Annotated in this window: 8 protein-coding genes and 1 pseudogene; 6 read left to right on the forward strand and 3 right to left on the reverse strand. The window is 41.6% G+C overall.

Translation table 11 applies throughout. The features are described 5' to 3' along the window. Positions 1-379: 379 nt before the first annotated feature. Both DWX73_RS12000 and DWX73_RS12005 read left to right on the forward strand, forming a co-directional pair. A complete protein-coding gene (locus DWX73_RS12000) occupies positions 380-1,381 on the forward strand; it encodes a CobW family GTP-binding protein (protein WP_118348987.1) in 1,002 nt (333 codons plus the stop codon). A gap of 10 nt (positions 1,382-1,391) precedes the next feature. After that, positions 1,392-2,327: a TIGR03943 family putative permease subunit gene (locus tag DWX73_RS12005; protein WP_118348980.1), complete on the forward strand. Its 936-nt coding sequence runs from the start codon at positions 1,392-1,394 to the stop codon at positions 2,325-2,327. A 69-nt stretch (positions 2,328-2,396) separates the two neighbouring features. Here the strand turns inward: DWX73_RS12005 and DWX73_RS12010 are convergent, their stop codons facing one another. Together DWX73_RS12010 and DWX73_RS12015 are read right to left on the reverse strand one after the other, a co-directional pair. Then, positions 2,397-2,774: a metal-dependent transcriptional regulator gene (locus tag DWX73_RS12010; protein ID WP_118348981.1), complete on the reverse strand. Its 378-nt coding sequence runs from the start codon at positions 2,772-2,774 to the stop codon at positions 2,397-2,399. A 61-nt stretch (positions 2,775-2,835) separates the two neighbouring features. After that, positions 2,836-4,203, reverse strand: a complete 1,368-nt coding sequence (locus DWX73_RS12015) for a sodium-dependent transporter (protein WP_118348982.1) — start codon at positions 4,201-4,203, stop codon at positions 2,836-2,838. A gap of 111 nt (positions 4,204-4,314) precedes the next feature. Between DWX73_RS12015 and DWX73_RS12020 the strand changes: the two genes are divergently transcribed. Genes DWX73_RS12020 through DWX73_RS12035 form a run of 4 tightly spaced genes read left to right on the forward strand, consistent with a single transcriptional unit; the run spans position 4,315 to position 9,432 of the window. Continuing rightward, on the forward strand, positions 4,315-5,196 hold the full coding sequence (locus DWX73_RS12020) for a leucine-rich repeat domain-containing protein (protein ID WP_118348983.1): 882 nt from the start codon (positions 4,315-4,317) through the stop codon (positions 5,194-5,196). A 10-nt stretch (positions 5,197-5,206) separates the two neighbouring features. Further along, entirely contained in the window at positions 5,207-6,550 is a 1,344-nt protein-coding gene (locus DWX73_RS12025; RefSeq protein ID WP_118348984.1) for a vWA domain-containing protein, read from the forward strand. After that, positions 6,520-8,022, forward strand: a complete 1,503-nt coding sequence (locus tag DWX73_RS12030) for an AAA family ATPase (protein ID WP_118348985.1) — start codon at positions 6,520-6,522, stop codon at positions 8,020-8,022. The genes DWX73_RS12025 and DWX73_RS12030 overlap by 31 nt, the downstream gene beginning before the upstream one ends. 6 nt (positions 8,023-8,028) lie before the next feature. Continuing rightward, complete coding sequence (locus DWX73_RS12035; protein ID WP_118348986.1) at positions 8,029-9,432, forward strand: MATE family efflux transporter; 1,404 nt, start codon at positions 8,029-8,031, stop codon at positions 9,430-9,432. Positions 9,433-9,458: 26 nt separating this feature from the next. On the opposite strand, the pseudogene DWX73_RS13585 reads toward DWX73_RS12035, so the two are convergent. Continuing rightward, positions 9,459-9,698 (reverse strand): annotated as a pseudogene (locus DWX73_RS13585) (hypothetical protein); the annotation flags it as partial.

Genomic DNA, 9,698 nt, shown 5'->3' on the forward strand with positions numbered 1-9,698 from the left:
GAAAACAATCTTCATTGGGTGTTGGATGTTCATTTTCGAGAGGATGCATGTAAAATCAAAGCAGAAAAAGCGATGCAAAATCTGTCACTGATCCGAAAGATCTGTTATATCTTATGAAATTGGATAAACGATTTGACAAGAAGAAAAAAATGACCTATAAAAAAGATGAGTATGTTATATACATATCATTAGAATATGTGCAGGAATTGATTTTTGAGAAAATTGTAGAAAATATTTAAAAATATCCATCTAGGGAAATAGTTCTCTAAATGGATATTTTATGCGGTTGCCCTGTCCGGAGATGGATTTGGTACTGTTCAAATGTGAAAAAAATGGTATAATATATGGCAGTGCAGAGAACAAAGAAAGAAGGATTTACATGACAAAAGTTGATATTATTTCAGGATTTTTAGGAGCTGGGAAAACAACATTTATCAAACAGCTCGTCTCAAGTGTATTCCAGGGAGAGAAGATCGTACTGATTGAAAATGAGTTTGGAGAGATTGGGATCGATGGAGGTTTTTTGAAGGAAGCCGGAATTGAGATTACGGAAATGAATTCAGGATGTATTTGCTGTACACTTGTAGGAGATTTTAGCACAGCACTGAAGAAAGTTGTAGAAGAATATCATCCGGATCGGATTCTCATTGAACCATCCGGAGTCGGCAAATTGTCCGATGTGGCAAAGGCGGTAGAAGCCGTTCGCGAGCAGGCAGAAATTGTGCTGAACAGTCGTATTACTGTTGTAGATGGAAAAAAAGCAAAGCTTTACATGAAGAATTTCGGAGAATTTTATAATAATCAGATTGAACATGCAACAACAATTGTTTTGAGTCGTACACAAATGATGACGGAAGAGAAATTACAGACGTGTGTGGAGCAGATTCGAAAAGAGAATCAGACAGCAACACTGATTACAACACCGTGGGATCAGTTGAATGGAGAAGTAATCCGTCAGGCACTGGAACACTCAAAAGATGCAGCGAATCTGATTTCAGAAGAATGTAACTGCCACGAGCATCACCATGACCATGAAGAAGGCTGCAGCTGTCACGAGCATCACCATGACCATGAAGAGAGCTGTGGCTGCCATGAGCATCACCACCACCATGCAGATGAAGTGTTTACAAGTTGGGGAAGAGAGACTGTAAAGAAATATACAAAAGAAGAAGTGGAGACTTTGCTGAAGGCATTTTCTGAGACAGAAGCATATGGAGAAGTGCTGCGGGCAAAAGGAATTGTTCAGGGAACAGAAGGAAATTGGATTGAATTTGATTATGTACCGCAGGAGTATGAAATCCGGGACGGACATCCGGACTACACAGGAAAGATCTGTGTGATCGGAACAAAGCTGAATGAAGAAGCACTAGACAGATTGTAGGAGAGAAGATATGGAGACAGCAGTAGATATTTTTACCGGATTTTTAGATAGCGGAAAGACGTCTCTTATAATCGATGCGGTGGAACATTCGGATTTTGATGAGTATCGTCAGACAGTGCTTATCCTCTGTGAAGAAGGAGAAGAAGCGTTCGATCCGGCGCTTCTGAAAAAGGCAAATATCATTCCGCTTGTGTTGGAGGAAGAAGAACAGTTTAACAAGGAGTTTCTTATGGGAATCTGGCGCAATTATCATCCGGATCATGTACTGATTGAGTATAATGGAACATGGGAGATGAGTACAATTCTGGAGACAGAGATGCCGCAAGGCTGGATGATTACCGGGATTTATTCAACCGTAGATGCTACGACAGCAGAATTATATCTGACAAATATGAGAACGATGTTTTTAGAACAGGTATTTCAATCAGACCTGGTAATTGTGAATCGCTGTACCGATGAGACAGACTGGGCTAAGATCCGGCGCAGTATTAAGGTTATGAATGCGAAAGCACAGATTGTATTTGAGCGTGAGAACGGAGAAGCGTTTGAGCAGGGAGAAGAAGCGCTTCCGTTTGATATTACGAAAGATCTGATTGAAGTGGATGATATTGATTACGGACTCTGGTATATTGATGCGCTGGAGCATCCGGAACATTATCGAGGAAAGAAAATCCGTTTTCTTGCACAGGTATACAAAGGGAAAAAACTGGCACAGAATGAATTTGTGCCGGGACGTTTTGTGATGACATGCTGTGAGGAAGATATTAAGTTTCTCGGATTTTTGTGTAAATGCAGGGAAGAAATCCCATATGAAAAACGCTCCTGGGTAACAGTGACTGTCACTTATGAGACAGTCATGACAAGAGATGGAGAAGCGCCGATGCTGGAACTTGATGAGATTGAACTGGCGTACCGGCCAAAGAATGATGTAGTAACATTTTACTAGAAAATGTTACTGATAAATAAAAAACAACCCGCTGATTCAGATGTCTTTATTCTGAGCAGCGGGTTATTATTATAGCTTATCTGTATGCATGGAAACATGCTTTTTCAATGCCTCAAAACTTTCTGAACTGATGACGTGTTCAATCCGGCAGGCATCCTCCGAAGCGATTTCGGAAGGCACACCAAGCTGTGTCAGCCAGGAAGACAGAAATGTATGACGTTCATAGATTGTTTCCGCAATGGTTCTTCCGGCATCTGTCAGTGAGATATTGCCGTCAGAAGCCACCGTGATGTAATGGTTTTCTCTCAGATTCTTCATTGCCACGCTGACGCTTGGTTTTGAGAAGCCGAGTTCATTTGCAATATCAATAGAACGCACATAACTTTTCTTTAGAGACAGGATTAATATAGTTTCCAGATAATTTTCAGCAGATTCTTGAATCTTCATCACTACACACCTCGTATTGCTTGATACATTAATCATATCATAGATTCAGTGAAAGTCAAACTTAGAAGAATTTATCTTTGATTCCAATGAGGAAGATACAAAGGATCATAATCGGCAGGATATAAGTAATATAGACTCTCATCCAGTTTTGGATCTTGAGACCTTTGCCGGTGTTGGCTTCCTGACAGTAATTCTTCCATCCCCAACCATAGCGGCTGACACAGAAGAGCAGATAGACAAGTGAGCCAAGCGGAAGAAGGACGTTGCTGACAACGAAATCTTCCAGATCAAGCACAGCGCTTCCAGGACCAAACGGCTGGAAACCGGACCAGAGATTATAGCCGAGTACGCAAGGCCATGATAAAATAATGATTGCAATTGCATTGATGACAGAGGCTTTGCGGCGGCTCCAACCAGTCAGATCCATTGTACAGGATAAAATATTTTCAAATACGGCAAGCACTGTTGAAAAAGCGGCAAATGCCATGAAAACAAAGAACAGGCTTCCCCAGAGACGTCCAAGAGGAATATGGTTAAATACATTAGGCAATGTAATAAAAATCAGACTTGGACCGCTGTCCGGTGCTACATCAAAGGCAAAGCATGCCGGGAAGATGATCAGACCTGCTGTGATTGCAACAAAAGTATCAAGAACAGCTACATTTACTGCTTCTCCTAACAGGGAGCGCTCTTTGCCGATGTAGCTGCCAAAGATAGCCATTGCACCAATACCAAGACTTAAAGTAAAGAAAGCCTGATTCATAGCAGCAACAACAGTGTCTACAATACCAATCTCAGCCATACGTTTGAAGTCTGGTTTCAGATAGAAGGCAAGACCTTCAGAACCGCCATCCATGAAAATACTGTTGATGGCAAGGGCAACCATAACGATCAGCAATGCGATCATCATAAATTTCGTAATGCGTTCCAGTCCTTTTTGAAGTCCGATGGAACAGATAAAAAAGCCGATAATGACAACTGCCATCATTAACCCACCCATAGCGGCAGGACTGGCAAGCATGTCAGAAAAAATCGTATTTACTGTTTCGGTTGATGCCCCGACAAATTTACCGGTAACTGTCTGATAGAAATAATAGAGCATCCAGCCACAGACAGTGGTATAGAGCATCATTAAAATATAGTTTCCGGCCATTGCCACATAGCCGTGAAGATGCCATTTCTGACCAGGTTTTTCTAAGGCATTGTATGCTCTGACCGGGCTTTTCTGACTGGCGCGTCCAACTGCAAATTCCATTGTCATTACAGGAAGTCCCAGTACGACTAAAAAGAAAATGTAGATCAGTACAAAGGCACCGCCCCCGTACTGTCCGGTAATAAATGGGAATTTCCAGACATTGCCAATGCCGATTGCACAGCCGGCAGAAAGCAGGATAAATCCCAGACGGGAACTTAGTTTTTCTCGTTTCATAACTCTCTCTCCTTTACATATCCATTGTGTTTAAGTATAAATTTCTTCCTCTTTTCAGTCAAGTACTAAAATGATATACTAATGTGGTAAAACGAGAATGGAGAAAATTGTATGGTATTTGAGGTTAAAATAGATCAAGATAAGGCAGAAATAATAAAATATGTCGGAAGTGGAAGTGCTGTCATAGTTCCGGAGAACATAGAGGGACGCAGTGTTACAGCGCTTGGTCCATATACATTTTCGGAACATGGAAAAGATCTAAGAGAAGTTATTTTGCCGGATACGGTCAGACGAATCGGAAGATATGCTTTTTATGGATGTGCAAATCTTCAGAAGATAGTTTTGACGGATACACTTCAGGATATTGGGGGAGGAGTGTTTACCGGATGCCGCATTCGGGAGATTGAAGTAGATCTTTATCATGGGCGGAAATGCTGTCTGCGGGATATTGTTGCAGAAAACCGATTTTGTCTTTCGGTAACACTTCGGCATCACACAAACGGGAAGGAAGAAACGGCCAGACTGATTTTTCCGGAACATTATGAAGAAGCGGTGGAGAATACTCCGGCAAGGATTGTCATGACAGAATACCACGGATCGGGAGGAAATTATCGACAATGCATTTATAATAAGGAAGTAGATTACAAAAGATATGATGAGATGTTTGTTTATGCCAGAGCAAGAGAAGAGAAAGAAACTGTATTTGAACTTGTATTTTCGCGTTTGCTGTTTCCGTACCAGCTTTCAGAGGAGGCGAAAGAACGGTACGAAGAATATGTCAGAGCAAATGTGAAGGAGGCGGCAGCATTTTTGATCGTTCGAGAGTGGGAGAAGGGAATTTTTTATTTAACAGAAAGTAATCTATGGACGGAAGAAGGACTAAATGCTGCGATAGATTTTGCGGCAGAGAAAAGAAAGACAGAATTTGTCAGCTTTTTAATGGAAGAAAAACATAAAAGATACAAAGCAAAGCCAAAGTTATTTGAATGGTAGGAGAGGATAGATGAAAGAATTGGAGAATGGGCGTCTCTATGAAATTGGATGCAGAATTTTAAGGGCGGCCGGAAATGAACTCTATGTCCGGATGAGATTTCTCGATGTGGCGTTATCCGGATTTGTTTTTCAAATGGATAACGAAGTGAAAACAGCTGGTACAGACGGACTTTTTATTTACTTTAATGTCAGAGATCTAGGCGGTTTGTATCGGGAAGACCGGATAGAGGTAAACCGGCTGTATCTCCATATGGTACTGCACTGTATTTTCCGGCATATGCTGAAAAAAGGAAGCCGTGAGAAAGAATTGTTTTCACTTGCCTGTGATATTGTCATTGAGTCGGTTATTGACAGCCTGGATCTGAGAAATGTGCGGCGGGGGCGGTCGCCTCTTAGGAGAGAAACCTACCGGCATATGGAGCAGAAGATGCGGGTTCTTACAGCGGAAAAGGTGTATCGGGAATTAGAACACATGAACTTGACAGAAATAGAATTTCAGAAGCTTCAGAAAGAATTTACTGTGGACGATCACTGTTTCTGGGAAAACAGTGAAGATCCGAAGCGAAAAACGGAAATTCAGAATCGCTGGGAAGATGTGAGTGAGCAGATGCAGACAGAGATGGAGACCTTTGCGAAAGAAAGTACTCAAGATGCAGGAGATTTGCTGGAACAGATGCAGATTGAAAATAGAGAACGATATGATTATCGGGAATTTTTGAGAAAATTTTCAGTGTTTCGGGAAGAAATTGGTGTAGATGCAGATTCATTTGATTATACTTTTTACAGTTATGGATTGAGATTTTATGGAAATCTTCCGCTGATTGAACCACAAGAGTGGAAAGAAGTAAAAAAGGTGGAAGAGTTTGTGATCGTGGTTGATACCTCCATGTCCTGTTCCGGGGAGCTGGTCAGGAATTTTCTGGAGGAGACGTACAGCATTTTGTGTGAACAGGAAAGCTTCTTCCGGAAAGTGAAGATCCACATTATCCAATGCGATGAAAGGGTACAGGAAGATATTAGAATTACTGAAGAAAAAGAACTAAAAGCCTATATGGAACATCTGGAAATGAAAGGCGGAGGCGGAACAGATTTCCGTCCGGCATTTGAATATATTGCAGAACTTTTGGAACGCGGAGAATTTGAACAGCTTAGAGGTGTGCTTTATTTTACGGATGGACAGGGAATCTATCCGGAGAAAAAACCACCCTATGATACTGCGTTTGTATTTATGCAGAAGGACTATAAAGATGTGGATGTACCGCCCTGGGCGATGAAGCTTGTAATCGAGGAAGAAGATGTGAAAGAGCAGGAGGAAGAAAAGTTATGGACATCAAGCGTGCAAAACAGGAAATAAAAGATGCGGTGGAAGCGTATCTGATGAAAGATGAGGATGGAGAATATGCCATCTCATCGATCCGGCAGCGGCCGGTGCTTCTGATGGGCCCGCCCGGAATCGGAAAGACACAGATTATGGAGCAGATTGCCAGGGAGTGCGGGATTAATCTTGTGGCTTACACAATTACACATCATACAAGACAGAGTGCGGTGGGGCTGCCGTTTATTAAAGAAAAAATGTACGGTGGACAAGCTTATTCAGTTACAGAATATACGATGAGTGAGATTATTGCAGCCGTATATGAGAAGATGGAGCAGACCGAAATACGGGAGGGAATTTTGTTTATTGATGAGATTAATTGCGTCTCAGAAACACTTGCACCGACAATGCTGCAGTTTCTCCAGTGTAAGACATTTGGCAATCAGAAAGTGCCGGAGGGCTGGGTAATTGCAGCAGCCGGGAATCCGCCGGAGTATAATAAATCTGTTCGGGAATTTGATGTTGTCACGTTAGACCGGATTAAGATGATCCATGTAGAAGAAAACTTTGAAGTATGGAAGGAATATGCTTATCGGGAAGGAATCCATCCGGCAATCCTTGCTTATCTGGAGCTAAAAAAAGAAAATTTCTATCGTATGGAAACAACGGTAGATGGCAAGCGATTTGTGACGGCACGAGGCTGGGAAGATTTATCGGAATTGATCAAGGCATATGAAAAACTTGATAAGACGATTGACCGGGAAATTGTGTATCAGTATATACGACATTGGAAAATTGCAAAGGATTTTGCAAATTATTTAGAGCTGTATGCAAAATACAAAAAAGATTATGGTCTGGAGAAGATTTTGGAAGGACAGTACAGTGATAGTACGTTGGAACGGTTGAAGTTTGCATCTTTTGATGAGAGACTTAGTGTAGTAGGACTTTTACTTGGAAAGTTAAATGAACTGTTCCGGAATGCTTATGATACAGACCGCTTTGTGACAGAACTTTTTGGCTGGCTCAAGTCATTTCAGGCGGCAGGAGGAGCTTTTACGGAGACGATTCTTGCAGCAGAACAGAAATACGAAGGGCTTCGAACAGCGGAACAGATGACGAAGGCAGAAAACCGGATGGCAAAACGTATCTGTACAACACTGGAAGGCTATGGAAAAGCCATTCTTTTAGAGCATCTTCAAGGGGAGGATGTGTTAAGATATGTAAAAGAGGTGTTTGCACAGGAAGTGCAGAGGCGGGAACTGTCGATCAAAACAGCCGGGGCTGCACTGGAACATGCGTTTTTATTTTTGGAAGCCGCTTTCGGAGAGAGCCAGGAGATGGTAATTTTTGTGACAGAACTTGATACAAATTACTATGCAATACAGTTTATTAAGGAAAATGGCTGTGATCTTTATTATAAACACCATCGGGGAATGCTGTTTGAAGAAACAAGAGAAGAGATCCTTTCTGAACTGAATGAGATGGAACAGGAAATGCGTGAAAAGGAGTAAGAAAAAATGGCGAAAAATTATTCAGAAGATGTTTCCGGAATTAATTGGAAACAGTTCTACAAACAGGTACTTGTGCTGATTATTCCAATGGCACTTCAGAACCTGATCAACGTGGGAGTAACGGCAGCGGATGTATTTATGCTTGGGCTGGTTGGTGAGACAGCTCTTTCAGGTGCATCTCTGGCCGGTCAGATCCAGTTTGTTATGACGCTTGTGTTTATGGGGGTAACGTCCGGCGCGACGGTGCTGACAGCACAATATTGGGGAAAGGGAGACTGCAGAACGATTGAAAAAATACTTGGTATGGCATTTCGGATCGCCTTTCTGGTGGCATTATTTTTTGCAGCGGCAGCATTTTGTATTCCGGATATGTTAATGCGGATTTATTCTTCTGAACCGGAAGTCATTCAGGAAGGTGTAAAATATTTAAGAATCGTAGGTGTATCGTATCTTCTGATGGCATTTACGCAAATCTATCTGAATATCATGCGAAGTATTGAGAAAGTTGTGATTGCAACGGTTGTATACAGTGTTTCACTGCTTGTCAACATTTTCATCAATGCAGTGCTGATTTTTGGACTGTTTGGTATGCCGAAGCTTGGAATCGTGGGTGCTGCGATAGGAACACTGGCGGCCCGTGTTGTGGAGGCGGCAATTGTTTTCTGGTATGCAACTGTGAAAAACAAAATTGTAAAAATACATATAAGAGATCTTTTTACTACAGATAAACTTCTGATGGGAGATTTTCTCATGTATTCGCTTCCGGTAGTGTTAAATGAGCTGATGTGGGGACTTGGCTCTTCAGCAAATACGGCGGTAATCGGTCATTTAGGAAGTGCGGCAGTGGCTGCCAATTCTGTGGCACAGGTAGCGCGGCAGCTTGCGACCGTCGTTGCCTTTGGAATATGCAATGCAACGGCGATCTATCTTGGAAAAACGATTGGAGAACAGCGGTTTGAAGATGCAAAAGTATATGGACGCAAATTTATCAAGTTAAGTCTGATTGCAGGCTGTATTGGTGGCGGTCTGATTCTGATCGCGGCTCCGATCGCCAATGCAGTGATGGCTCTTACACCGGAAGCACAGAGCTATCTGACATTTATGTTCTTTGTAATGTCTTATTTCACAGTGGCGCAGGCATTAAATACAACACTGGTTGTTGGGGTATTTCGCTCCGGAGGGGATACAAAGTTTGGTCTGGCTCTGGATGTTGGAACGATGTGGGGATGCTCTATTTTGCTTGGAGCACTTGCGGCATTTGTATTCCATGCCCCGGTACAGATTGTCTATATGCTTTTAATGAGTGATGAAATCATTAAACTTCCGATTACTTTGAAACGGTTTTACGGTTATAAATGGATTAAAGACGTGACAAGAGATACAGGGCAACCGCATAAAATATCCATTTAGAGAACTATTTCCCTAGATGGATATTTTTAAATATTTTCTACAATTTTCTCAAAAATCAATTCCTGCACATATTCTAAATGATATGTATATAACATACTCATCTTTTTATAGGTCATTTTTTTCTTCTTGTCAAATCGTTTATCCAATTTCATAAGATTATAACAGATCTTTCGGATCAGTGACAGATTTTGCATCGCTTTTTCTGCTTTGATTTTACATGCATCCTCTCGAAAATGAACATCCAACACCCAATGAAGATTGTTTTC

It is taken from the genome of Coprococcus sp. AF21-14LB (assembly GCF_003458885.1).
Classification (GTDB): Bacteria; Bacillota; Clostridia; order Lachnospirales; family Lachnospiraceae; genus UBA9414.